General features: G+C 34.4%; 21 protein-coding genes. 11 read left to right on the top strand and 10 right to left on the bottom strand.

Going from position 1 to position 26,725, the window contains the following annotated elements; translation table 11 throughout:
• Positions 1–15: 15 nt before the first annotated feature.
• A complete protein-coding gene (locus tag ACFS6I_RS16390) occupies positions 16–2,190 on the bottom strand; it encodes a S9 family peptidase (RefSeq protein WP_380922193.1) in 2,175 nt (724 codons plus the stop codon).
• A gap of 268 nt (positions 2,191–2,458) precedes the next feature.
• On the opposite strand from ACFS6I_RS16390, the gene ACFS6I_RS16385 reads away from it, so the two are divergent.
• Positions 2,459–4,657, top strand: coding sequence for an FUSC family membrane protein (locus tag ACFS6I_RS16385; RefSeq protein WP_380922191.1), 2,199 nt, complete (start codon positions 2,459–2,461; stop codon positions 4,655–4,657).
• 63 nt (positions 4,658–4,720) lie between these two features.
• Here ACFS6I_RS16385 and ACFS6I_RS16380 read toward each other — a convergent pair whose 3' ends face one another.
• Complete coding sequence (locus tag ACFS6I_RS16380; protein ID WP_021189770.1) at positions 4,721–5,275, bottom strand: ferritin; 555 nt, start codon at positions 5,273–5,275, stop codon at positions 4,721–4,723.
• A gap of 391 nt (positions 5,276–5,666) precedes the next feature.
• Here ACFS6I_RS16380 and ACFS6I_RS16375 point away from each other — a divergent pair, with 391 nt between their 5' ends.
• The 8 genes from ACFS6I_RS16375 to ACFS6I_RS16340 all read left to right on the top strand — a co-directional run bounded on the left by ACFS6I_RS16375 (position 5,667) and on the right by ACFS6I_RS16340 (position 14,000).
• A complete protein-coding gene (locus ACFS6I_RS16375) occupies positions 5,667–8,246 on the top strand; it encodes a DUF3857 domain-containing protein (RefSeq protein ID WP_380922189.1) in 2,580 nt (859 codons plus the stop codon).
• A gap of 56 nt (positions 8,247–8,302) precedes the next feature.
• Positions 8,303–9,115 (top strand): alpha/beta hydrolase, encoded by an 813-nt coding sequence (locus ACFS6I_RS16370; protein ID WP_380922187.1) that lies wholly within the window; start codon positions 8,303–8,305, stop codon positions 9,113–9,115.
• A gap of 232 nt (positions 9,116–9,347) precedes the next feature.
• Entirely contained in the window at positions 9,348–9,842 is a 495-nt protein-coding gene (locus tag ACFS6I_RS16365) for a hypothetical protein (RefSeq protein ID WP_380922185.1), read from the top strand.
• 207 nt (positions 9,843–10,049) lie between these two features.
• Complete coding sequence (locus tag ACFS6I_RS16360) at positions 10,050–10,772, top strand: response regulator transcription factor (protein WP_132771974.1); 723 nt, start codon at positions 10,050–10,052, stop codon at positions 10,770–10,772.
• Between the two features lie 6 nt (positions 10,773–10,778).
• Positions 10,779–12,137: a HAMP domain-containing sensor histidine kinase gene (locus ACFS6I_RS16355; protein ID WP_380922182.1), complete on the top strand. Its 1,359-nt coding sequence runs from the start codon at positions 10,779–10,781 to the stop codon at positions 12,135–12,137.
• 130 nt (positions 12,138–12,267) lie between these two features.
• Positions 12,268–12,780, top strand: coding sequence for a hypothetical protein (locus ACFS6I_RS16350; protein ID WP_021189777.1), 513 nt, complete (start codon positions 12,268–12,270; stop codon positions 12,778–12,780).
• Positions 12,767–13,267, top strand: a complete 501-nt coding sequence (locus ACFS6I_RS16345) for a hypothetical protein (RefSeq protein ID WP_380922180.1) — start codon at positions 12,767–12,769, stop codon at positions 13,265–13,267. The genes ACFS6I_RS16350 and ACFS6I_RS16345 overlap by 14 nt, the downstream gene beginning before the upstream one ends.
• The gene (locus tag ACFS6I_RS16340) at positions 13,251–14,000 is read left to right on the top strand and encodes a YoaK family protein (RefSeq protein WP_132771972.1); all 750 of its coding nucleotides are present in this window, start codon (positions 13,251–13,253) and stop codon (positions 13,998–14,000) included. The genes ACFS6I_RS16345 and ACFS6I_RS16340 overlap by 17 nt, the downstream gene beginning before the upstream one ends.
• A gap of 4 nt (positions 14,001–14,004) precedes the next feature.
• On the opposite strand, the gene ACFS6I_RS16335 is transcribed toward ACFS6I_RS16340, so the two are convergent.
• A complete protein-coding gene (locus tag ACFS6I_RS16335) occupies positions 14,005–14,847 on the bottom strand; it encodes a GNAT family N-acetyltransferase (protein WP_380922177.1) in 843 nt (280 codons plus the stop codon).
• Between the two features lie 97 nt (positions 14,848–14,944).
• Positions 14,945–15,874, bottom strand: a complete 930-nt coding sequence (locus ACFS6I_RS16330) for a helix-turn-helix transcriptional regulator (protein ID WP_380922175.1) — start codon at positions 15,872–15,874, stop codon at positions 14,945–14,947.
• Positions 15,875–16,038: 164 nt separating this feature from the next.
• Here ACFS6I_RS16330 and ACFS6I_RS16325 point away from each other — a divergent pair, with 164 nt between their 5' ends.
• Positions 16,039–17,307: an NAD(P)-binding domain-containing protein gene (locus tag ACFS6I_RS16325; protein ID WP_380922173.1), complete on the top strand. Its 1,269-nt coding sequence runs from the start codon at positions 16,039–16,041 to the stop codon at positions 17,305–17,307.
• A gap of 117 nt (positions 17,308–17,424) precedes the next feature.
• Here ACFS6I_RS16325 and ACFS6I_RS16320 read toward each other — a convergent pair whose 3' ends face one another.
• The 5 genes from ACFS6I_RS16320 to ACFS6I_RS16300 form a co-directional block, all read right to left on the bottom strand.
• Positions 17,425–17,703 carry a hypothetical protein gene (locus ACFS6I_RS16320; RefSeq protein WP_380922172.1) on the bottom strand — a complete coding sequence of 93 codons (279 nt, stop codon included), beginning with the start codon at positions 17,701–17,703 and terminating at the stop codon, positions 17,425–17,427.
• Entirely contained in the window at positions 17,697–18,470 is a 774-nt protein-coding gene (locus ACFS6I_RS16315) for a hypothetical protein (protein ID WP_380922170.1), read from the bottom strand. Before ACFS6I_RS16315 ends, ACFS6I_RS16320 begins: the two co-directional genes overlap by 7 nt.
• A 420-nt stretch (positions 18,471–18,890) precedes the next feature.
• On the bottom strand, positions 18,891–19,904 hold the full coding sequence (locus ACFS6I_RS16310; RefSeq protein WP_380922168.1) for an SMP-30/gluconolactonase/LRE family protein: 1,014 nt from the start codon (positions 19,902–19,904) through the stop codon (positions 18,891–18,893).
• 398 nt (positions 19,905–20,302) lie between these two features.
• Entirely contained in the window at positions 20,303–20,818 is a 516-nt protein-coding gene (locus ACFS6I_RS16305; RefSeq protein ID WP_021189788.1) for a hypothetical protein, read from the bottom strand.
• A 199-nt stretch (positions 20,819–21,017) separates the two neighbouring features.
• Entirely contained in the window at positions 21,018–23,567 is a 2,550-nt protein-coding gene (locus ACFS6I_RS16300; RefSeq protein WP_380922166.1) for a carboxylesterase family protein, read from the bottom strand.
• A 303-nt stretch (positions 23,568–23,870) separates the two neighbouring features.
• Between ACFS6I_RS16300 and ACFS6I_RS16295 the strand changes: the two genes are divergently transcribed.
• Entirely contained in the window at positions 23,871–25,322 is a 1,452-nt protein-coding gene (locus ACFS6I_RS16295; RefSeq protein ID WP_380922164.1) for an FAD-dependent oxidoreductase, read from the top strand.
• A gap of 110 nt (positions 25,323–25,432) precedes the next feature.
• Here the strand turns inward: ACFS6I_RS16295 and ACFS6I_RS16290 are convergent, their stop codons facing one another.
• Complete coding sequence (locus ACFS6I_RS16290; protein ID WP_380922162.1) at positions 25,433–26,725, bottom strand: TolC family protein; 1,293 nt, start codon at positions 26,723–26,725, stop codon at positions 25,433–25,435.

Below are 26,725 nucleotides of genomic sequence, written 5' to 3'. Positions count from 1 at the left end.
AATTATTCAAATCATTTATTTCTTCAAATGCATGTCAAAGTATCTGGCAATTTTTTCATACATATGAATACGATCTTTCCCAGAAACATTATGTTCATGAGTAGGGTATAGGAAATAATCAACCTGTTTTCCTGCTTTGATACATGCTTCTACAAACTCCATACTGTGCTGTTGTACCACTACTGGGTCTTGAGCTCCGTGAATGATTAATAAGTCGCCCTTAAGCTGATCTGCTTTATCAATTAGTGAAGTCAATTTATAGCCTTCTGGATTTTCTTGAGGCATATCCATATAACGTTCTCCGTACATGACTTCATAGTATTTCCAATCCATTACTGGACCACCTGCTACTGCTGCTTTAAAGATGTCGTTATGGTGTATCATAAATGATGTTGTCATAAATCCACCGAAACTCCATCCGAATATTCCCATCTTGTTTTGATCAACAAACGATTTGGATTTCAAAAACTCGATACCTTTCATTTGATCAGCCATCTCTGCTTGTCCTAATTGACGGTGTGTTGCTGTTGCAAATGCTCTTCCACGAGCGTCTGTTCCTCTATTGTCCATTGTGAATACAATGTAACCTTGTTGCGCCATGTACATATCAAAATAACCCGCACCGCCTAACCATTTATTGGTTACTAATTGTGAATGAGATCCTCCATAAAGGTAATACATCACTGGATATTTTTTATTTGCGTCAAAATCACTTGGATAAATGATACGGCCAGTTAAAGGTGTTGCTCCATCTGCAGATGTCAACGTGATAAATTCTATTTTAGGAGGATTGATCTTTCCTAAAAACGGATTTGTTGACTCCACTATCTTTTCTATTTTACCGGATTTTGTAGCTTTTATCTGAACAATATTTGGAGTTGTCAGATTACTGAATTGGTCTAAAATATAAGAGCCATCACTGTTTAATTTGGCATTGTGTGTTCCTGTACCCTGTGTTAATTGTATTGTTTTACCGGTTTTAAGGTCTACTGAAAAAAGCTGACGATCTAATCCATCATTAGTGACACCTGTATAATAAATTAAATCTCCTTTTGGCGAAAAGTCGCCTAGCTGCTGTACAATAAGATTTTGATATCCTAATTTTTTGATCAATTTACCATCAGTATTATACAGGTAAAGTTGATTGAAACCTCCTCTGTCTGATTGATATAGAAATTGTTTTGGGTTATTTGGTAAAAACAATAAATCATTTTGAGGTTCTACCCATGTCGAAGCTGTTTCTTCAAATAATGTTTTGATTAGACGACCATCTTGTGCATTATATTGGTTAAGTTTTAGATGATTTTGTTCACGATTTAATACCCCAACATAAATTGATTGTCCAGAAGGATCCCATGTTACCGCTGTTAAAAACTGTTCTTTTGGTTCTCCCGTCGCAAGGGTAATTTTTTGTTTTGTTTTTGTATCATAAATGACCAAGGTAACTTCTTCACTTTTCATACCCGCCATCGGGTAGCGAATATCTTTGACTGAAGCTACACGCGTGTCCCATTGGATAAGCGGGTACTTAGTAACCATCGTTTCGTCTTTGCGGTAGTACAATAATTTGTCATTTTGCGGGTTCCACCACATACCTTTTTTGATACCAAATTCTTGTCTATGCGTATAGTCACTTCCACTAAGAATACCGTCTACTGTATCTGCAGTAACAACAGTTAATTGCCCAGTATTGTCTTTAATTTGTATATTATTACCAATTAAAAAAGCTACTTTACTGTAATCTGTTGTATATTCTTGATTTGTTGCCTCCAACTTTGTTTCCAACAGATGAACTATTTCTTTATTCTTTACGTTAACAGCGATATGATAATGAGCTTGTTTCGTATAGAGTATAAAGCTGATCGTATTTGCATCCTCCCATTTATAATCACTAGGAAAGATCTGTAAATTAATCTGCTCATTTGGAATCCTTGTTTTTAAAGCATTTTGTAAGTCATTTTTGCTCAGTATTATTTCCTCAGACCCTGTGTTCGTAGCACTTTTCTGAACTAAATTTTGATATCCCTTATCCAAATAACTAATGTTATTGCTGTTGGGTATCCAATTGCTGCTAATAAGGGCAGTCGGGGCATATGTACGAGGTCCAAAGACTGTTTCTTCTATATTCAAGTTGCGCTGACCATAAGCCATTGAACTTGCTAATAACAAAAGTAGCGTGAGTTTTTTCATGCATTTAAAGATTTTTAGTGCCTAAAATTATTGTTTTCTTTTGACTATTTCTCATTTGTGTTGCTAAAGAAGGTCTTTTTTTTAAAATAAAATATTGATTTTTGATGTAAAACAATATTTTATGAATGTTTTATGGTTATATGTGAACTTTATAGGAGATGAAAATTTCTTTTTGTAGTATTTAATTTGGTACTTTTGCAAAAGTTAAATGATTAGCATATGCATAGTCTTTTATCGATATATTTCCACATTAATAATATAACCTACATTGCGTGATCATTTAGAAATAGTATGGCAAAAGGCACGGTTCTTTATCAATAGTCAACCGTTTCATGAAGGATTAAAAATTACGGTGGCAGTGCTAATTCCGGTTGTAATATTTGCTTGTTTCGGCCATTTGCACAATGGTGTAACCTTAGGAATAGGTAGCATTATTGCAAGTACTCCAGATCTGGTTGGTCCTTACCGGGAACGCCGTCAGTCCTTGTTTATCAATGTTGCTGTTATTTTCGCAATGAGTATGCTTACGCGTATACTTCCTTTTTCAGATGTATTCCTTGGTTTGTTTATTGCTTTTTTCTCTTTTGCAGCTTGCATGCTCACTGTTTTTGGTATCAGAGCTATGGGAATCGGAGCTTCTTGTTTATTGGCTCTATTTTTTAGTTTGACATTGACACATGAAAGCAGTCATCCTATAACAGAGGCTTTATTGATGACTGGAGGTGCAGTCTGGTATATGATTTTTGTGTTAGCAGTACGCTACATGAGACCTTATCGGGTCAGTCAACAGGTTCTGGCAGAGTGTGCTTATAAGATCGGTACTTTATTGCGTATCAAAGCTTGCTTCTTTGATGTTCATACTGCGATTGCAAAGACTCATAAACGTGTTATTCAGATCAATGTAATATTGAATCAAAGACAGGAAAATGTACGTGAAGTTTTATTTTCTGCGGCTACTGAGAAGCAATTTGCAAGTTACCAATATAAACAGCTTACTTTTATTTTCGCGACCTTGATGGAACTGTTTGAAAGAATAAATGCTTCTCATCATGATTATTATCAGATTCGTGAAACATATGGACACACAAAGGTTTATCAGGTCATACCTGAATTGTTAATTAGCTGTGCTCAAGAATTGGAGCGACTGACGACTCCAATCAGTTTATTGAAGCCACCGAAGACAGCTATTCAATTTACAGGACAGTGGGATAGAGCCTATGCTGAAGTTATCGCTTTAGAGAGCCAAGAGCAAGGAACAACAATTGTATTGAAGAAAATCCTTGTTAATATCCGTTATGTCATGCAGAAAATAAGAGAGGTTCATCGTATTTTATCTAAATCTGAGGAAGTTCATGATCACTCGGAGTTACTCGCACACAAAGAACGTTTCTTTAAACAAAGAACCTTTTCGTGGCCTGCATTACAGGCACATTTAAATTTAAAGTCACCAATTTTTAGACATTCACTTCGTGTCGCTATTGTTATGTTGGTTGCTTTTGTTATTACTAAAACACTTCCTGTTTTTTTTCCAGAATACATTGCTTTGACAAAACATAGTTTTTGGATTTACATTACCATAATTGTTATTCTGCGTCCTGGTTTCAGTTTAAGCAAACAACGAAGTATTGATCGATTGAAAGGATCATTTCTGGGGGGCATGTTGGGATTATCAAGTATTTTCTTGATCACAAATATTTATGTACTCCTAGGTCTCATGTTAGTTTATATGCTATTGACTTTTACTTTTTTAAGAAGTAAATATGTTTATGGTTCATTTTTTCTAACAGCCTTTTTTCTAATTGCTTATTATTTCTTTACAGGAGTAGATGATTTTGGCGTTCTTTTATTGAAGGAACGTCTATTGGATACTGTAATTGGCTGTGTGCTTTCATTTTTATCTTTTCATTTCATATTTCCTACTTGGGAAAGTGATTCAGTAAAGACGTATTTGAAAAATGTGATACAGGCGAATGTACATTTCTTATCTGTTAGTTTTCGTAAGTTATCGGGTGATAAAGTTGATATTGCGGATTATAAATTGGCTAGGAAAGAAATTTATCTCAGTTTAGCGGAATTGAATGCACTAAATGAACGTATATTGAATGAACCTATATTTCAACGCCCGTTCACAAAGGAATTAAATGACTTTTCTATTTTTACGCATCAATTGATTTCCTATGCTATGGCCTTTACAAATATGCTGGACCATAGTTCCGGTTTAGCCTTTCATGAGGAGCATGAACGGCTGATGAACAAGATTCTTTCGAAATTAAAAAAGACCTATACTTTGTTAGCCATTGATTCATTAGAAATTCTTGCCTTGAAAACAGCTGTTTCAAAAGTGCATATAAGTGATCAGAGTGACGAGCTATTAATTAGAGAGCAATTAGAATTAATGGATGGTCTTGTGGATAAATTGTATCATAATTCTTTAGATATTTTCTTACTGGCTAAGCGGTCGCTATAAGTAATTTCAGAAAAATAAAAAAGGTAGCTTTTGATTTAAGCTACCTTTTTTTTAATATGTATTTTATGCCAGCGGGTTTACTTGATCTGCAACTGGAAACTCTTGCCCAGTATTTCCGATTAGTTTGTTGAGTTCAAATCGGGCATTATCTGTCATATCTTCACCTCCAGCCAATTTAGCTTTGTCTAATAAGTCTAAGGCAAGTTTCTCTTCTTCACGTTGTTCATTAACTAGCCATTGAAGGAAATTCCATGTTGCCCAATCACCTTCTTGCATACTTAAATTTACTATTTTATAGATAGATTCTGTGTTTTCTATTTCTTGTTGTAGTACCATTTCAAAGCATTCTAGAATGTTTTTAGGCTCTGGTTCTGGTTTCTTTATTGCATCAATTTTTACAGATCCACCTCTTTCTTGAATATATTCTATTATTTTGGCCATATGTACGCGCTCTTCTTGGGAATGCTTCATAAGAAATGAATTGACACCATCTAACATATTCTGATCAGCCCAACAAGCTAACATTAAATATACTTGAGCAGAATATGCTTCTAATGTAATTTGATCATTCAAAGCTTTACTAAGAGTCTGTGATAATCTATTGGTTGTTATTGCCATTTTTTTGCGATTTATGCACCACGAATTCGTATAAGTTTATTCGGGTGTCTGTTAAAAATTGTATACCTGTGTCACATATGTTAATGTGTACTTTATTAGAATCAACAGCCAGGAGACGAAAATGTTTGCAGATATTCTTTTTTAGGGATGAGTAAAATGAGCCAATCTTTTTATTATAAATAGTTACAATTGCGTTATTCGGTGATTTTTGTGATGTTGTTTCTATTGATCACCCTGTTTATTTTCAGATTAGAACTGTGTATATACTATATATTATTTATCTATATTATATCTTATTATTTTGATCTTTATGTCTATAACTAAGCAAAATTTTGCTTGTCATATCGATAATAATTTAATTTTTATATCTTTAACATAAGATTATTAACCAATGAAATTTAATTCATATTTATTTTTTTTATTCTTTATAGCGGTTTTGTTTAATAGCCAGGTTCTGGCTAATAACAAACTTAATAAAGCTCCTGTTCCAACTTGGGTTAGAGCGAATAAACTTTCACCTTCAAAAATTGATATTAAAGATATAGGACAAGGGTATTATTATGATTTGATTGAATATCAGGTTAATATAGGGGAGCAAATTAAGTTTTTTAGAGATGTTAAAGTTTTATTTGATAGTAACGGTGCTGAAAATGCAGGTCAAATTTCAATAAACTTTGATCCAAAGTATCAGCAGGTTACTCTTCATGAATTGAAAGTAATTAGGGATGGGAAAACTATTGATAAGCTTGATGTCGGTAAATTTACCTTAGTTGCTACTGAGACCGATTTATCTCGATTTATCTATAATGGAACTTATTCTGCTTATTATATATTGGATGATTTAAGAAAAGACGATAAGATCATTGTTTCATATAGTTTGAAGGGATTTAATCCTGTTTTTGAAAATAAGTTTTTTGACAAATATTATCTGCAATCTTATGAACCTATCGGTTTGGCAGTAGTTAATTATATTGTTCCGAAAAATAGGAAGTTAAATTTTAAATCGCATAATAATGCTAGTAAACCGCTTATAGAAGAAGGTAGTAATCACGTTTCTTATAGCTGGGAAGAGCAGTCGTTTCCTGCCGTTGAATTTGATGAATATGCGCCTGCATGGTATACAAGTCTACAATGGATAGAGTGTACAGAATTTAATTCTTGGTCAGAAGTAGGGGGCTGGATGGCGCGGACTAATCCAACTGTAGATTTTAAAGACGGTTCTCCGCTAGCACTTCTAGTTGATAGATATTGGGATGATTCTCAGGGAGATTCGATGAAATTTCTGAAAAAGGTAACGCATTTTGTGCAGAATGATATTCGTTATATGGGAGTTGAGCTGGGTGAATTTTCTCATCGTGCTAACACACCGGAAAAAATTTTTAATCAGCGATACGGTGATTGTAAAGATAAATCATTGCTGATGATTTCCATGTTAAAACGGAAAGGAATAAAAGGATCTTTGGTTTTAGCGAATTCTTACCTTACATATGGTATGGAAGATTATCTACCATCGCCAGGTGCTTTTAATCATGTTGTGGCTGCTATTGAGATTGGAGACAGACAACAGTATATTGACCCTACCATCACTAATCAAGGTGGCGGGATTACAGATTTATATTTCCCTTACTACGGTAGAGTTTTAAAAATCGATGATTCGAAGCATTTGACATCTGTTGATAAAAATGTCAATGGATTAACAAAAATTTCAGAAACTTATTTGCTAGATAGTAAGGGTGGAGCAATTTTAGAGGTTAAAACGAGCTATAGCGCCTCTAGTGCAGACTTTATAAGAACTTCATTTAAAGAAAGTGCAAAAAATCAGATACAAAAGAGTTATTTGGATTACTACAAAAAAATGTATCCCAAAATTTCCATTAAAGAGTCACTAAAATTTGAAGATGAGTTTGATAAAAATATTATTCATGTAACAGAGAGGTATTATATTGAGAAAATTGGTGAAAAAGATGAGGCGTCAAATAAAAATATCTTTGGCATATATGCGAGTCAAATTAATAATAATTTACCTGAACTTAATTCATCAGAAGGTTTAGCGCCTCTTGGTTTGTATTTTCCGTATTGCTTAGAATATGATATTCGCATCGTAAATCATGGCGGGGTTGAATTTAATCCAGAAAGAGAGAGCTCTTTTATTGATCGTGATTCTTATTATTTTGGTAAAACTGTTAAAACGTCAAAAGACACGCTTATTATCAGCTACAATTTTGGATTCCACAATCCTTTCGTAGCATCGAGTGATAAAAAACAATATGTTGATGATTTTAAAAACAGAGATGTTTTATTGTACAATGCATATTACATTGAGGATAATGGAATAATCGTCGGCTCTAACATTTCAGGTAAAATCAGTATGCTTACAATTTTTGGATGTGTTTGCATTATTTTAATCTGTGTTATTTTTATACTTCGCTATAATAAAACAGCATCATCTTCAATGATTCAATTATACGAGGAGCCCGAATACCATTCAGTTGGGGGATGGTTGATTTTATTAATTATTTCGATGGTAATTACTACTCTAAGAGTTGCTTATAATTTTTTTGAGTCTGGGTATCTAACTCAGGAGATCTGGGAGAGTTATAGGTATACTAATTATTTTCCGGGCTATGTTCATAAAATATTTGTTGCGAGTGAAATTTTATTAAATATCATTCTCTTAATGGGTTTTATATACTGCATCTATTTATTTAGTAAAAAAAGAGATCTTTTCCCACAAACTATGATTGTTGTGCTCGCTGTGATGTTTCTTTCAAATGTTGTTTTTACTTTTTTTAATTATTTTTATATGAGTAATATTTTAGCTCCCGATGTAATTTCTACAAATGTGAAGAATATCATCTACAGTGTGCTATGGGGGATGTATCTTTATAATTCAGAGCGTGTGAAAGGAACTTTTGTAAACGCTTATAATCAAGAATTAGCGATTAATAAAGAGACTGCACTGTCGGAATAGATATGACTACTATATTTTTATTTGCCAGTTTTATGTATGCGTTTTTAAATTAGATCATGATGTTGTATAAAATTTTTGTATTCTTTTGTTTAATCTTAACCAATTTCACTTCTTCAGCGCAGGGTTATAAATTGTTGCAAGATATTTCTTATGTAGAAAAGTCTGAAAAAGATATGTATAAACAAGAGCGCTGTAAGTTAGATTTGTATTTTCCGGAGGACAAATCGAGTTTTGCTACAGTCGTATGGTTTCATGGCGGAGGATTAGAGGAAGGAGAAAAATATGTACCATTGGAGCTTAAGGAAAAGGGGATTGCTGTAATTGCTGTTAATTATAGATTGAGTCCCAAAGTAAAGGGGCCAGATTATATTAATGATGCTGCTGCTGCTATTGCCTGGGCGTTCAATAACATCGCAAAGTATGGTGGTGATCCTACTAAAATATATGTATCTGGGCATTCGGCTGGAGGTTATCTGGCATTGATGGTCGGATTGGATGTGAGCTATCTGAAGAAATACCATATAGATGCTAACCAGATCAAAGGTATAGCACCTATCAGCGGGCAAACAAATACCCATTACACTATCAAGAAGGAACGTAAACAGTCAATGGAAATACCCATTATTGATCAGTATGCACCTATTCATTTTGCTAGAAAGGATGCTCCTCCGACTTTGTTGATTACAGGTGATGCTAGATTAGAATTACCTGCCAGATATGAGGAGAATGCACATCTGGCCAAAGTGCTCGAAAACTTAAAACATTCTAAAACGGAGTTATTCCAATTACAGGGTTTTGATCACGGTGCTGTCTATGCCCCAGGTTGTTTGTTGTTATTAAGATGGATGGAGAAGCTAGACCGAAATTAATAATGAAAATTTAGGAATAGATTAAGATACCTTGATCTTGTTGATTTTTAATCTATTCTGATTTTTACGGTTTATAATCTTCTTTCAGATTTTGAATTGAATTCATCGTCATATTATTTTTTGTGGTTTATAGTAAATGAATGAGAATGTTGCTTAAAGTGTTAAGAAATTAGCAATTGTACGAACTATTTAGGTAATTTAATGTTATTGATTATACTAAACTATGCCAATTATGAAAAACGAAAAGATCAATATGGATGCGCGTATTTTACAGTATAATCTGCATTATGGTTTTATGGAAAATCCTATGATGTTCAATTTTGAATATAATCCTCACAGACTTATTGTAAGAAATTATGCGCTTAGGAATAATCACATAGAGGTATATAAAGGTTACCTGCTTAACTTTTTTCCAGATAGGGCCACTAAAGAATTGGAGCAGTTTGGTGTAGATATCTTACATTTAAAATACTTTAATAAAGGCGAAGCATCAAAGTGGCTAATGACTCAAGATGTTAAAGTTTTACAATCTGATATTAATGCAGATGATCAAGATGCTGTGTTTAATATTGTTTATTTATCCGATCAAGATGATATTAACCCTTATCTGAATGAGGACAATGATGATTTCATCTTGCGTCATTCTTGTCCAAATCAAGTACTTAAATCAAGAGAAAAAATATGGTTAGATACGAGAGTTGATGGAATTGGTTTGCAATTCTTATAATTTAATTGATCCGTTTCTGACCTTCTTCTATTTTATTTATTTCGTGCTGAAAACACCAAAGTATAACAAGGTATTTCACTTTTTATATTCTAGCATGGTCTCTAGTTTCATATTCTTTGCTCCGATATGTCTTCAAATTTGTGTGTGAGTTACCAAAAGCTTATTTTTATCTTTTGAAGGAATTAAAAGGTAATCAGATATTATGTCATGAATATAGAGCAACAAAAAATTATCTTGGTAGAAGACGAACAAGATGTAGCTGATCTGATTGTTCAGGGCTTGGAAGAGGACGGTTATCAGGTAATTCATTTAAATAAAGCAAATTTATTGCAGGAGCTGCTTAGCAATCATGATATATCTCTCGTACTGTTGGATATATTGTTACCAGGTACCAATGGGCTGGAGATTTGTAGACAAATCCGGTTTTGGGGTTATACTGATTTACCTGTGATGATGCTAACTGCCCTGGGAACTCCCGAAAATGTTGTTCTGGGTTTGGACAACGGGGCTGATGACTATCTTTCTAAACCTTTTAAACTGATTGAACTTAAAGCAAGAATTCGTTCTTTGATTCGACGCAAGCATTCCATACTTCAGGCTACACAGCGGGATCAGGAACCAGTCCATGAGATATATAAATACGGTTTTTTTGAAATCGATGATTATAAAAAAATAGCTTATTGTGAAAAACAAGAATTAACGCTTACGAGTACAGAATATCGATTGCTTTTATTGTTTATCCAAAATCCCAAAAAAGTATTTGAGCGTAGCGAACTGCTTGATCGGGTATGGGGAATAAACTTTGATATTGGTTCTAATGTAGTGGATGTTTATGTTAACTATCTCCGCAAGAAAATAGAAAAAGTATCATCCAAAAAAGCTATACATACAGTGATCGGTATGGGATATGTTTTAAAAGTCGAAGATTAAGATTTTATGCATAATTATAATAAAAAGCTTATTTACCTCATTACCATTCTGGTTATCTATGTCTGTTGTTTTGTTGGTTTTATTTTTTATTCTATTTCCAATTTTGCGTTTCGCGATTTTTATAAACGGTTAGATCTGAGACGGAATATAGCAGCTGAGAAATTTTTAAATAATGGTAGCGCAGATCAAAATAACCAATGGAGCTTAGAATTTATTGAGAATCTTGATAATCAGCACGAATTTCTTGTCGAGTTTGATGTCGCTGGGAATATTGTGAAGAGTCGTGGTTTTAATCGAAAGCTATGGAGTAAGATCGATAAAAAAGGTGTTTCTAATTTTAAATCCGATAGTCAGTTTTATTCGACCAAATTTTTTGAAAAGGATGGGCGGAGGTATATAATTGGAGCTTCTGCTGAGAACTACTTTTATACGCATCATCTTGCATATCTTCGAAATCTGCTGATAATTAGTTTAATCTTGGGTATACTTTTTATTTTGGTAGTTTCCGTTTTTATGAAAAGTTCTTTCTTGAAGCCTATCTTAACAATGATGAAGGAGGTGCAACAAATAGGTTCTGAAAATTTACATAAAAGATTGGATGAAGTTAAATATAAAGGGGAGCTTAAGGATCTTGCCAGCACTTTTAATAATATGTTAACAAGATTAGAGACATCATTTGAAACTCAGAAAAATTTTATCAGTAATGCTTCACATGAATTGAATACTCCTTTGACTTCCATAATAGGGCAGGCAGATCTGGCGCTATCAAAAGAGCGAAGTAAAGAAGATTATCAAAAAACTCTTTTGAAAATTATTTCATCTGCTGAGCATTTAGAAAAAAAAACAAAGGCACTTTTATTGTTGGCACGTACTGGTTTTGTCAGTAATTCATCTTCTTTTAGTCCTGTTCGTATTGATCAAATTATAATGGATGCGGAGTTGACAATCAAAGCTATTAATGATAAGTTTCGTATTGTTACTGATTTTGACTTATTGCCAGATGACAGTATGCGTCTTAAAATTAATGGAAATGCTATTTTACTTCAATTGGCTTTGTCCAATATTATTAGTAATGCCTGTAAGTACTCATCTAATAGGACTGCCTATATTGCTTTAGGTGCTTTGGCTAATAAGGTGTTTATTTTGATCAAAGATGAGGGCATAGGTATCCCTTCAGAAGATTTGGAACATATTTATGATCCTTATTTTAGGGCTTCAAATACCGATGGTATTGACGGTTATGGTATTGGCTTGCCTTTGGCTCGCAATATCATTAAATTACACGAGGGGACGTTAAAAGTTAAATCTTCTGTAGGAAAAGGAACAACAGTTGAAATAGAGCTCCCTACTTATCTTAAATTTTAATCCTATTCTAATCTTTTCATTTGTTTTAATCTCATTTTAATTTCAGCTTTGAAATTCTAATAGAAAGCTAATTTCAGCTTCATTCCATTGCAATCTCTCGGTTTTAACTTTGTATCAAAAGTAATTTGATATGAAGAAACGTATATTGATTCCTAGTGATTTTACAATAGATTCGCTTTTATTTGTGATCCAAAGTCTCGAACATTCGAAGGCGAAAGAAGTGGAGGTCGTATTGGTATATGGCAACCGCAGTAGTACGTCTATCAGTGAATTGCTAGGTATTAAATTGGAGGATCAACTGTCAGATCTTCATTCGGAAGATTTTATTAAAGCTTGCCAGATGATCTGTAATCGCTATGAAGATCGGAAGTTGGTCATATATACGGATATCATCGGTACCGACAATTCAAATTACTTACATAATTATTTATTAGGCGCAAAGATTGATGAAATCAGAGTGCCATCAAATTATGCATTTGAAAAAAGAACTAAGCATTTTTTTGATGTAGGAAAGGTTTTACTGCGGTTGAACGCGCGTAAACTGGGGCAAGTCGGAATTATACAGAAACCTGGTACTGAGAAATTTGAGTGTAATGTTTTATCTGATTTATTCTTTAAAAAAAAATGGGATGTCAATTATTAAAATAAATCTGCTGGTTAAATTCAACTTTATCTTACTTGCTTTGCTTCTTTTTTTAGCGACAACTATGGTGATGTTTTATGAAAGTCCAGAGCGTATGTTGGAAGGAGAATGGGTCGAAAAAGGATGGTATTTTGAAAAAGTGGATAATATGCCATCTTTTCAAAAGCAATCGACGATTCATGAAGAAATTAAAAATACTCTGATTGCACATTTACCGCCTCTTCAAGACGGCTTGTGGCACTTTGAAAGAAAAGGAAGCCGCAGTTATATTGCACATCATCATGATAATAGATATAATTGGTTTTTAAAGGGAAGAGGTCATATTTTGGAGTTACGGAAAGACGATAAACTTGTGGAAAGTTTTGTGATACATGAACTTAGTGATACCAGATTAATACTACATCTTAATTTAGATCTACAGGCTAAGGGAATTGCACGAATTGTGTTGGAGAAAGGAGAAAAAATAAATTATGCTAAGAAAATATAGTAATCATCGCACGATACAAGACAATATTAAATTGGGATCCTTGACTGCTTTTTCAGCAGGTATGGTCAATGTCGCATCGGTCATCGTTTTTTTTTCATTTACCTCAAATGTAACGGGGTATTATGCCATTTTTGCTCAAGAGATTGCTAAGGGTAACTGGTATCAGGGGGCTGTAGTTTTATTCTGGATATTATTATTTTTAATTGGCAGTATGCTTTCGAATATGATTATTATTCATGGAAAGGGGCGTTTTAGTGCTTTTCTTACTCATTCTATACCTTTAGTTCTTGAAATATTAAGCATATTATTTGTCGGCATTTATCTGGATTTTTTTTATAAAGATTCTTTACAGGAAACAGAAATCTTGGTGGGGGCGTTGTTATTCGCTATGGGCCTACAAAATGGATTGACTGCCAGTATTTCAAACTCAGTAGTAAAAACGACTCATTTGACGGGGCTTACAACAGATCTGGCTATTCTGATCTCTATGTTTACAAAGGAATCTAACAGACACAATAAAGCACTTGTTGATAAATTTAATTTATTGTTGAGTATAGTAATGGCTTATGTTGCGGGTGGGCTGTTAAGTGGTTTATCATTTGCTTTTTTGACCAATAAGACATTTTATGTAGTATGTTTTGTGCTATTGATCATAGGTTCTTATGATTACTATAAACTATATATTATCAAAAAACAATATGTGCAGCGACACCGCCAATCATTAGTTTCCTAGCTTTTTATATATTTTTTATCATTTCAAGTTGAGACACATTATTTTCAAGACTTAAACTTTTAAAAAATCCAGTGCTTTCTGAAGAACTATTGTCGATATTAAAGGCATATAGTTCTTTTGATCCGGTTGATTGTGTCATCGCATTTATCAATTGTGTTGCTATGCCTTTCCGTCTATGGATTGTAGGAACTGCAATTTGTTGTATTCTTTTTGTCTGAGCATTATAGATTATATATCCGACCAATTTGTCTTCTAAATACGCGCAGAGGATAGTAATCTTATCTTTGCTTTTTTCTAAAGTTGTTATGGAATTTTGCCAAGATGGTTTAATTGACCAAAAAGATATAAAATCATCCCATTTAAAATTTTCTACTTGTTTAATAGATAAAAAACTGGATTTCTTATCTGATTCAAAAGATCCTTTAAAACAATCTAGCGTTCTGTTAACCCGATAATTCATTTTCTCATAGGCGCGTATTGCCCGTTGGTTACCGACAATAACTTCCAGTACCATATGATCTACATCAAGATCTTTTAGTTTTGGGATTAAGTAATTATACATTTTACCTACCAAACCTTGTCCTCGAAAATCAGGAATGACTCCAGTAGCAGCATTATAAGCGACCAATTTTTCACCAGTATGATTTAAGGCATGAAGCATAAAACCAACTAATTTACCTGAATAAAAAACTCCTAAAGATAAATCAAGCCGGATGTTTTCGGTGAAAATTTTATATTCCAACTGCTGAGAAGTAAGTTGAAATGGAACGATATAATCAGAAAATGATTGGTTTAAAATTTCTGTAATGTAATCAATTCTAATATTTTCTAAAGTTGTAATTTCCATTTTTTATTACAGAATGCTTTCTTATTATTTTTGAGCAAGATGAGTGAACTATTCTATTCACTTTACTAAGGTATAAATTTCTTAAGTGCTAGAAGTTTTACTGTTTTAGTGTACCTGGAGAAATGCCAAATTTCTTTTTAAATGCTGTTATAAAATGTTGGGGATTCTGATAACCGATGTGGTCTGCCACTTCATTTACATATTTATCCTCTTCTAACAACAGCCTTTTTGCTTCTTCCATTTTCAGATCTTTGATGTAGCTGTATACTGTCATTCCAAAAAGCTCTTTAAAGCCTAGCATAAGTTTCCGTTTGTTCATGCCAATAAGTTGAGCCAGTTGTGTGATGGTTAGGAATTGGTCCATGTGCTGCTCGATTAGTTGTTTCGCATGAAAGAGTTTATCTCTATCCATTTTTCCAAAAGAGAGAGATTTTTGGTGGGGATGATTATTGGATTTTTGTAATTGCAGGAGGAAAAGTTCTGTCATTTTTGCTTCCATATATAGCCCGCGCATCTTTTGATTGTAAGGGTTAATTTGAATCTGTGCTATTGTATTGCGCATTGCTGGAGTAGTGGTCATCACAGTTCCTGAGAATAGATTTGATGTGTCAGAAGCAAAATCACTTAATAATTTTTCAAAATGAGATTGGCCTATCCTAATTTCCAAAAAACTCCCTGTTTGAGTTTGAGACATCACAATATCTTGTCTATAATCTTCTAAATATGATATAGTATTGCTTCCTTTTATAAGATTCAATGGTTGTCCGGAACGATAAGCTCCACTAGATCCATCTAATCTGAAGTGCATTTCAAGAGCTTCTTTTTCAATATTAATCTGGAGTTGCTCTTCTTTAAGTAATTTATAATTGCACTGGATAAATTGTAACGAATCAAAGGTCGTTTCGTGAAAAAAAAACGCACCACCTGATTTTGTTTTTATATTATGTTTCTTTTCCGAATAAGCAGAAAACTTTTCGCTTTTTAGACTATTGCGTTGGATAATAGTTAATTCCTGATTTTGCATCATTGCGTAGGTTTTAATCTCTATTGCGTTATCTTCTCTCGATATGTAATGATAATATTTGTACAAAGGTAAGCAAATAAGTTTTTATGTATTGTTTTGGAATGAACTCGATATACAATTTGCTTTATTCCTTCATAAGTTGAATTTTTTTTTAAGACAGTTTAAAAATGAAAGTAGAAAAAATACAGGATGTTATTGTTGTCGGAGCTGGGCAAGCTGGACTGGCCATAAGCTATTATCTTAAAAACCATAGAATAAAACATATCGTATTGGAGCAGCATTTTATTGGTTATTCGTGGAAAGAGCATCGCTGGGATTCATTCAAAATGAATACACCGAACTGGATGACCACTCTTCCTGGTATGGATATTCCGATTAATAAAAGGGAATACTTTATGACTAAAGAAGAATTTGTAATGTATTTGAAAAAGTATGTTCGAACATTTAACCTACCTATATTAGAAAACCATAAAGTAATCGGAATTGAAAAAACTGACATAGGTTTTGCTGTAAATATAGAGCAGGCGGGTGTATTTTATACATTTTTATCAAAAGCAGTTGTAATCGCTTCGGGCATTATGAATAAGATTTCATTGCCCAAGCTATGGAAAAACGTACCTGCTCATGTAAAACAATTTCACGCTTCCGAATATAAGAATGTGAAACAAATGCCTAGTGGAAGTATATTGGTTGTGGGAGGTGGGCAATCAGGTTGTCAGATTGCTGAAGAACTGGCTTTGGCAAAGAGAAAAGTATATTTAGCTGGAAGTAAAGTCGCAAGAGCACCACGCCGCTATAAAGGTAAAGATATCATGGAATGGATGGATCGGATGGGGATGATGGATATGTCCAGTAAGTTGTTAAAAGAAAAATCTCATTTACTTGCTGTGCAACCTCAAGTTTCAGGTCTAGGTTTGTTAGGACATACGGTAAGTTATCAATCATTGTATAGTATAGGGGTCACAATTCTTGGTGGTTTAAAAGGCGTAGATGATGAAAATCTATATTTTGACGATAATGCTAAAAGTAATATTCATTATGCAGATGAAACCTCGGTTTTTATTAAGAGTCAAGTAGATGCTTACCTTGAAAAGCATTCTGCATTTATTTCGGAAGAAGAGGAGGATCTTGCAGATTGTCCTGATAATAACTATGTTTCAGCTTCCGATTTACGTATACTATGTTTAAGAGACTTTGATATAGTTGCAATAATTTGGGCTACAGGGTTTGGATATGACTTTAGTTATCTAAATGCATCTTTAGTTGATGGTATGGGGAAACCTGAGCATGAAGATGGTGAAATGATGACGGAGGGTTTTTATTGCATAGGCTTTCCCTGGTTACGGAAGAAAAAATCAGGACTTGTTTTTGGAGTAAGTGATGATGCAAAAGCAATTGTAGAAAAAATTATGCAAAATTTGAATAAGAACCAATGAATCGAAGTGTAATTTTTATCCCTTTTAAGCAAGAAGCTATTGTGAATAAAATGTCTATTTCTACATAAAAGACTGCTATCTGCATAAAAAGATAGCAGTCTTTTATGGTCTGATCTATTATGAGTTGTTTAGTGACTCATAAATACTATTGATTAATGTCCGTATTTGAGAAATATTTTGATTAGAAAATGAAAATTCATCTGAGAATCTATTTGCCCCTTTCAAGAATTCTCTCAATTCCTGACCGTGCTTAATGTTATCTTCGTTTATGAATCTGTCTTTGTAGTTATTGAGATAGTTTAGATATGCTTGAATAGTGGTTTCATTTGCGGCTTCTTTTTCTATTAGTTGCAATAACTTTAGATAATCATTTTTTATTTTCTCTGAACTTACCATGATAATGGAATTTGTATTACTAATTTTTTAAAAGTATCGTCTCTAACTGCTGGAGGGATGAATAACTGCAGTTCTCCTCCAGGTAGGTGTGGATTAATTACACCTGTTGCAATAGGTTGTTTTGCGGTAATTCCCTGCCAAACTTTTAAAGTCTGCTTTTGTGGAACTTCATATTCGTAGCATTTACTAAAATCGTTCCAAGCGGGCTGAACGGCAGTACCACCAATAACAGCTCCAACAGATTTTGGTTTTTCCTTTGTCCAGTATCCTCCAGCAGGATTACCTCCAGTTACCCGGTAAATTTTTGTTCCAGAAGGTAGAATCGTTGCTGTTGCGTCAACAAAGTTGGCGGCCTCAATAGCTGGTAGATCTAAAGCAGGATCATTCCAATCCGGATGTTTAATACCTGCCAATAAACCATTTGATTTATAATCAGATTTTGCGATTCCTGGAATATTGTTCCAATCTTCTATATGAACTCTTTGGTGATAAATGCTGATTGCAGTTTCAAGTTTAGTCATTAAACCAGCTTTATCACTCGTTTTAGAGAAAGCTTCTTTTAGATTCGTATTATCTAATCCTTTTTCTACCCAATTATTTAATTTGGCCTTAGTACCTGTACCAAGTGATCTTTCCAGATCATCCATCCATCCGGTTGGGTTTTCAATTTCTTCATTAATTGGATCATTGTCTGAAGAACAGTTAATAACAAGTTGACTTGTGAAAATCAACAGAATTAACATCATTTTTTGTGTAAATCTAGTCATAAGAATCTTACGGTGTTTAGGTTTTTGATAAAAATATATTTAATAAAAATTAATGAGTTTAGATTTGAATGGTATTTTTTAAAACTAATTTTATTTTATTAGGGAATTAAATTCATTTTTTATTTTATTTCTTATTTATTATTTATCAATTTTAATCATAATTAATTAACCCTGCAATAGGAAAATTAAAATAACTTTACATAATTAGGATGTGATTCTATTTTTATGGAATTTGCGTTGTAGCATTTTTATTATAAGCAGGTAAAAATTTAATTTTTACGAGCGATTCTGCTATAACAACATTTTTTTGTATTCTTTTGGTTGTCAGCTGAAACAAAAACATCATTGCTAAAGGGGATAGCAAGTGCTGGAAATCAAGATTTATGTGATACGTAAATCGAATGTTCTGAAATTTGGATATTATAATTTCAGAAGGGGAACGCGTAAGAGTTTATCAGAGGCAGTTATATATAGATATCCATCTCCACCGAAATTACAGTTTGCCGTTGCAATTCCGAGTTTAATTCTACCTATTACATCTCCTTTATCGTTCAGTATGATAATTCCGCTTCCAGCAGCGGCAAAAACATATCCGTCAGGATGTACTTTAATACCATCGGCAGCCATTGGTTCTGATGGAAACTTTAATTTGAAATCAACAAAAACCTCTGGTTTTCCCACTTCCAATTTATTATTTAAAGAATATTCCATAATAAATGGGTGCTTGTGATCACTAATGGAGACATACAGTTTATCTTGTTTTGTTGAAAGTGCTATACCATTAGGTCTTGTTAAATTAGAGATTATTTGGATCGCGTTTCCAAAGGAATCTAGTCGATATACACCATTACTCATGATCTCTCTATTTATAGTATCCACTTCCCGGTTAGGGAGTCCGTAAGGAGGGTCAGTGAAAAAGTAATCTCCATGATCATGTTGACAGATATCATTAGGGGAATTAAATCTGAGCTGTTTCCAGTGTGTACTTAATGGTGTAAATTTTCGTTTATTGAGATCGATCTGAACAATTTGTCTATTCCCATGATCACATGCAACGAGATATCCTTCTTTGTTGATCACGAGCCCATTAGTACCTGGTTCTTCACTGTAGATCTCAGTTCCTTGGTATCCTGCAGGTTGTATAAATTTCTCTACTCCATTTTTTGAAGACCACTTATATATGGTGTTTAGCCTTGTGTCGCTAAACAAGAGATAGTTACCTTTTTGAACCCATACCGGTCCCTCTGTCCACTGGAAACCTTCTGCTAGTAACTCAATTTTTATAAGAGGGTCAATTATTTTTTTAAAATCGGGGTGAAATACCTCTATTTTAGCTTGATCATAGAATGTTGAAGGAGTTTGTCCGAATACAGGTGATGAAAATATTATAGTCAATATAGCTACTGTCAATTTTATGTTTCTATGAATAGTCATTATTAAAATTTTGATTGTGGTTTAAATTGAGTATGGTTTTGAATAGATCAGCATTTCTATAAAGTTTTATCCTTTTATAAAACACAAAAATTTAAAAACTATTGGTACTCAGTTATTAATAAAGATAGTAATATTTATCGTTTACTAAAAACAATCAATTCTTCTTATCCGGAAACTTAACTATATGTATGTTTAAGGTTATTTCATGGTTGTAAATATTAACGTTTGTTTAGGTTAGATGACAGAGGAGAAGATCAAAATAGCAGTAGCTCCCGTTTATTATTTCAGATTGGAAGATGAATTTTTATCGGTTAGGGTAACTGAGGTTTTATGATAAAAAAAACTCCTGCAAACTTTATGTTGTGCAGGAGTTCCTTTTTTGTTAGCTATAATTTCGTTTATTTTAAAACGAATTTGAATCCCAATGAGAAACTTGATGGATCAAAGTTAACATCATGAGAAATATTCCACCAAGGTTTCCAATCAAAATGCATCGCCAATGGAGCGGAAGGAATTCTAAATTCTAAACCGAGCGCTGGTCTTATTGCAAAATCTACATGCGTATCATCACCATCTTTCCAATGATACTTTTTGTACCCTTTATCATAATCGATAAACGATACTTGCGGACCAACACCAATATACCAGGAAAGACCACGAGCTCCTGGAATTCTTTTGTTATAGGAATAGTCAACGCCTAGCACTGTGATATTATCCCCAAATAATACCTGTGCATTTACAGCGTCATTTCCGCCAAAGTTATGTTTTATTTGTGGACCAAATAAAGTTTCGCCATCACCTAAATCTATCCCTAAACCAATGGCCGTACGATAAGGTGTTTGTGCATTTGCCTTCTGATGAGCGGCAAATAATAAAGTAAAAAGAGTAAGAAAAGGTAGAATTACTTTTTTCATGATAATTATAAAAAATATTAGTTTAAGTTTTCAAAAGGAAAACTTTCGCTGTTATAACAAATAGTTTGCCAATCTTCTCTAATTTAAATGTTGAAAAAGTCATCATTTTGCTAATGAGGTAGTTATTTTGTTGTTTAATATTTTTTAAAGTTAGATCACTTTACAATTTAATTTTCTGATTCTATTTGCCTTATTTTTTTTATTTTGCTTCTATCTTCCATTCATTCGAGTAAAATCCTGCATCTATTATATTCTCTGGACCATTTTTTAACATATCTAAATTGAAGAACATATAATCTGGAAAACCACTAGCTCCTGCAAAATATTGATTTGCTCCTGTGGCCTGCATTCCTTTAAGTCCAGTTCCTGTAATCACGCCAACACCTCTGGTTTCGGTTCCTGGTTTTTTCCAGTAAAAGTAACCGCCTAAATCATTGCCTTTATAAGTTTGTTTATCTATTTTAATTTGTTCAGACGTTACCGTAATTGGGCAGTCACTAAGCAGTTTGTTCCAAGCACTATTTGTTTTTGCATTACCAATTAATATAATATTGCGATCAATGTATTTTTCTGCATCAAAGTCGCGGTCAGCTATCACATCAAATGTTCCATTACCTCTGTAATACCATGCTTCAGCATCATGGAGTACTTTTTCTAAAGCCCATTTATTTTCTTCTTTAGTTCCGGTTGTACCATAAACATATACCATACTGTGATTAAAGGCCTCTTTAAAAGAACCGTTCCGATGAGGGCCTTTTTGATCTAGCTTTGGTCTTTCAACAACTAACCAACCTTGGGTTTCTCTTTTGAGGTACACTACAGATTGTTCAATTGTATTCCATTGATAGGTAATTGTATTGGAGCTGTCGATATCAATCGTGATGGGTTCATTTTTCTGAAAACCTTCCAAATTTAATTTCAATATCTGTACATTATCTGTTTTACCGATTAGGGTTCTTTTCTCCAGATTTCTTGTAAGTACAATTTGTGAATAATCAAGTGGCTTAATCTGTTGATAGATCGTACTCCAGTAGTATGTCGCTGAGATACCAGGATTGGCTGTTTTGAAATCAATATGATCGACTTCGTTTGTTGTTTTTCTTTGATGTATTTTAAAGTAATCAAATAAAGGTTTCCAGTCGACACTTTCATTACTGTACCAATGTGATCCACCTGGATATTCGTAATAGCTAAAATCCGGATGAAAAGTTCCGAGTAATTTACGCATTTGACGTGCATATTCAACAGATACTGTTCGATCAGCATCACCATGGAGCACATATATTCCTAAAGGTTTGTAGTTGCTTGCATATGCAATTACATCACTTTGATTTCCTGACTTTAATAATATGTCTTCATACATATTTCGACCTTTTTCTGGTATCAGCCCATCAGCAGATCCGTAGCCTTTTAAAGTTGGATATCCTGCACAAGGTGCTATTGCTGCCCATTTTTCTGGATAAGTAGCACCCAGGAACCAGGTGCCGTGCCCGCCCATGGAATGACCAGTTAAGTAAATTTTTTGGCTGTCTGGCTTTAACGTTTCCTGGGCAAGGTCGAGTACTTCTAAAGCGTCCATTCTGCCCCAATCCTCCCAGTTGAACCCGCGGGGGCGACGATTGGTCGGTGCGACAAGTGTTCCCCAATCCTTTGCTTGATAAGCCTGTGCTTGCCCTAAGGCTTCTACACCGGCACCATGTACTGAAAAGAAAAGTGCATCTCCTGCTTTTTCTCCTCCTAAGGCTTGATTTACGGCATAATATTGTAAACTATTATCTATTTTGCTGATGAATGTGATTCGATAGGGAGTATTTCCCGATACACTTCTCAGCGGTATTTTTTTCGTCTCGATCAACTTCTCTTTATCCCAGATAGCGATATCAGTTTGTACTTCACCTAAACTATTTATTTCAGATGCATCAACAGGAACGATAATTTTCCGTGTACTATTGGCCATAAGAACAGGTGCTGTTGAAATTACTTTTCTCCCTCCAGTATTGCTCTGAATTTTTATATTATGAATATTTTTATTACTTGTATTAATCAGAACTAGGCCGATAAGGAGATTCTGATTTTGTTTACCCTGTACGATATCTGGAAGTGTCAGGTCTTCGGTTGCTATCTGTATTTTGTTTTTTGGAAAACTGAGTGTCGCAGCTATGAAAGAACCTCTTACATAAAATTCGTTTAAGCCTTTCTTCAACTGGACGGGAATATATAGCCAACCCATACGATAGGGGTCGCCAGTATGCATTTCACCATTAATAAGAACTGCGCTATTCCCTCTGATATTGAGTAGAGCGGCCTGTTCTTTATTTGAATGGTAAGTAAGATAAAGATAGCTCGGGCGCGGCCCTCTATATGTTGATGCGGCAGATGTTGTGTTTTGACTTTGCTGTGCAATACGTCCTGGTCCTGGTGGATTATTGGGTTGCTGTAGGTTGGTCGCTGTATTTTGTTGACGTCTAAAGAAGCCACTAGTATCGGCTTTTACAGTAGTCCATACAGCTTTATCATCTTTGTCATCTAAAGTTGTTCCTGCCGCAGGGGTGGATAATTTATGCTGGTAAAAATACCAGAGTAGTTCGTCTGTATATATGGCTTCCCTTCCATAGGTAAAGGAGGCTTCTATGCTAAGCCCTTCTGTAAAGCGATGTATGTTTTGTGCTGAAGAAGGTATGGCTATTAAACTTAAAAATAAGATTATGAAAATCGATTTTATATTTAAAAGTGATTGCTGGTATGGCATGTTGAAAAAGGTTTAGTAAATCTAATATACATATCTTTATTGAGCTCCTCTTCATTCTTGATGTGAATTCAATGTTTTTGCGTCTGAGTGGCCCAATGTCGTCTTATAAATAAAATATTATTCGGGTTATTTTTTGCAATGGCAAAACCTATTATTTGTCGTAAATTTGTATCATTACTTTGTTGCAATCTATTGATAAAGTAATGTTTTTATGCTATTTATTAGTATCATAGACGTAGGTCACTTAGCTTTACTGTACTCGTAAATTGCTAATTTATCTGAATATGTTAAAGTAAAGTTGAAGTGAAGGAAGTAGAAAATAAAGGAACTTATTGGGTGATGTGCCGGGAATGCTTGGGGCGCGGAAAAAAAAGCCGTAAGCTTAGTAAGAAAGTACGGTTAAATTACCAGCTTGCATGCGATCAATTCGAAACAATGAAAGGTGAGGGCAATGTACCTGTTCGCCCTAAAGGTCATCAATATACTTGTTTGCACTGTAATGGTTCGGGCTTGATTCTGTCTAACGAACCAGTTATACCTGACGAAGAGCATTATCCGCATGTTGCTATTATTGGTGCGGGTATTGGTGGTATTGCGCTAGCGGTGGCGTGTATGCACCGTGGTATTCCTTTTACGCTTTATGAACGCGATCGTGACTTTAGCACTAGGTCTCAGGGTTATGGACTTACTTTGCAACAGGCAAGTAAAGCTATTTCTTCATTAGGTATTTTAACTTTGGACGAAGGTGTGGTGTCCACAAAGCATGTGGTTCATACAACTGCAGGTGAAGTGATAGGTGAGTGGGGGATGAGGAAATGGTTGTCTTCGGATGTAGAGATGGTTGCGAAACGTTCGAATGTACATATAGCCCGTCAATCACTACGACAGGCACTTTTACAGCAGCTTGGTGGAAATGATAGAATTAAGTGGGCACATCAATTGGTGAATTTTAAGCAAGATGAGAACGGGAGGGCTGTCTTAGATTTCCAAGTGAACGGTGAAATCATAACTTCGAAAGCCGATTTAGTAGTTGGTGCAGATGGTATTCGAAGTTCTGTTCGCAAGTTATTGCTTGGTGATGATGTGAATCCTTTACGTTATCTTGATTGTATGGTGATATTGGGTATTTGTTCTTTGAGTGCGCTCAATAATATCACAAGCACTTTATTGGACGGTGCGACGGTTTTTCAAACTGCTAATGGAAATGATCGTATTTATATCATGCCCTATACTTCAGATTCTGTTATGTGGCAACTTAGTTTTCCTATCTCTGAAAATGAAGCAAAAGCTTTAAGTTTACAGGGACCGCAGGTCCTTAAAGAGGAGGCATGCCGCAGGACGCCATGGCACGATCCTATTCCTCAGATTCTAGCTGCTACCGAGGTTGATCTTATTTCAGGTTATCCTGTGTATGATCGAGCGTTACTTGAAGCGGGGCTTATGGATAATGGGAAGCAGGTAACATTAATCGGAGATGCGGCCCATCCTATGAGTCCCTTTAAAGGACAAGGTGCAAATCAAGCCTTACTGGACGCATTGGCATTAGCGCGGGGTATTTCAAAAGGATGTGGATCATCTCATTGGAAAAAAACTGGAATAAGGGAATCCGTGTTGAAGGAGTATGAGTCAGAAATGATAACACGGAGTGCTGTCAAAGTGAAGGATTCTGCAGATGCTGCGAAATTTCTGCATTCAGAAATGGTACTTTTTGAAAATGATGCGCCTAGAGGGAGCTGTGTAAAGAGAATTGAATAGGATTTAATTTAGTTTTCTTTAATATGAGTTTTCTGTGATTTAATGAACGTTTTCCTATCTTAGCATAAGTAAACAACAATTCTCAAGGTTATAATCAATATGCTTTTCAATCAATTTGATTGATTAACTCCTATTTTATCTAAGAGTAATTTGATCAGATCAAATTCCGCTTGCCATACATTCTTTTTGGCTTTATGATAGGAGAGAATTGATTGATTGTAATCTGATAACATGGAGCGTCCTTCTCGATATCGTGATTCTTGTTCTTTTTTTTCTTGTACTGCCAATTGTTCAATATTATGAAAGCGGAAGAGTTTTTGTTGTGCAGTCTTAATTTTAACAATCTGCTGTTGCGTATTGATCTGGTCGATTTGCTGTTCCTGTTGTAATTGTAATTCCAATACACCAGAATTTAATATTTCTTTTTTCAAGTTTGGCTGTGCGGTAAAATAAGCGGATAATGGTATGCGAAGCACTAGATTGATGTAACTATTTCCATACCACGAATGGCCTCTATCCAAGCGGAATTCATTACTAAAATACTGTTTCCCTAGGTAGGCGTTTGTTGATAGGGTCGGCAACAGCTGTTTTTTGATACCTTGCATCTGTAATTTGTTGATCTGTTGATCTAATTCTAATGATTTAATGGTATAATTTTCCTGTTGCAAATTTTTGATGAAAGAATGGATTTCCTCGATATTTGAATTTAAGGATTGTGTTTGACCGAGATCGGTATACTTTCTTAACTCTAAGTCAGCATCTTCTAGAACCGACCAAGCATCGTATAGTCCGATCAGATGCTGTTCATATTCTTGTTGCGCATTTAAATACTGACTAGATGGGAGACGTCCAGCTTCATAACGAGCTTTGCTAATTTTCAAAATTTCATTATAAGAAGCAGAATCCTGTAATGCGAGCTCATACTGTTGTGTTGCAAGTACAACAGAAGCATAAGCTAGTGTAGCATCTTTTTTCCACTCTTGTATATGTTGCTCTTTGTTGATATCTTCTTTTTGTATTTCAAATGATTTTTGTTTCTCATCGAGCTGTCGTTTTGGATCAAATAAATTCCATTCCATCTGTATTCCCGCTTTGGAAGACCATTTTGTGGCAAATTTTAAAGGAAGTATAGCACCTTCCAATGCATTCGGATCAAATGCAATTGCCGGGACTGGCGTGGTCGGGATAATAAGATTCCGTTGCAGGTTAGCATCTATGTAAAATACCGGAATACGAGTATTTCTTAATTCTTTTAATTCCTGTATTTTAATTCCTCTTTTTAAAAGATCTTGTTGGTATATGAGGTTTTTATCAATATCTTTCCATAGTTGTGCAATGCTCAATTTTTGTGCTTGAACGAATATTGGAAAAATTGTTAGTATAGTAAATAGGATCTTCTTCAT

It is taken from the genome of Sphingobacterium anhuiense, assembly GCF_042686355.1.
Lineage (GTDB): Bacteria > Bacteroidota > Bacteroidia > Sphingobacteriales > Sphingobacteriaceae > Sphingobacterium > Sphingobacterium anhuiense.
The sequence above is the reverse complement of the archived record's forward strand: the minus strand, read 5'-3'. Positions and strand labels throughout refer to the sequence as shown.